The sequence below is a fragment of the Planctobacterium sp. AWM4_229 genome (genome assembly GCF_056160305.1).
Genome location: NZ_JBSWWX010000036.1, coordinates 1 through 223, shown reverse-complemented (window position 1 = coordinate 223; position 223 = coordinate 1). Strand labels below are relative to the sequence as shown.

The window sequence follows — 223 nt, the reverse complement described above, 5'->3', positions numbered from 1 at the left end:
TAACCCTAGGGGAACCTGGGGTTGGATCACCTCCTTACGTAAAGGTGTCGAATTGAATTCAATTCGATGTTCACACAGATTGTTTTATTGTTTAAAAGTAAAGAAGACCGAAGACAGCCTAAGCCGTTGGCTCAGGTGCATCATAGGCCTGTAGCTCAGCTGGTTAGAGCGCACCCCTGATAAGGGTGAGGTCGGCAGTTCAAGTCTGCCCAGGCCTACCAAA

At 48.4% G+C, this 223-nt stretch carries 1 tRNA gene; it reads left to right on the top strand.

Annotated elements, in window-relative coordinates:
• The first annotated feature begins 144 nt into the window (after nucleotides 1-144).
• A tRNA-Ile gene (locus ACXAGP_RS22130) sits at nucleotides 145-221 on the top strand.
• The last annotated feature ends 2 nt before the right edge of the window (nucleotides 222-223 follow it).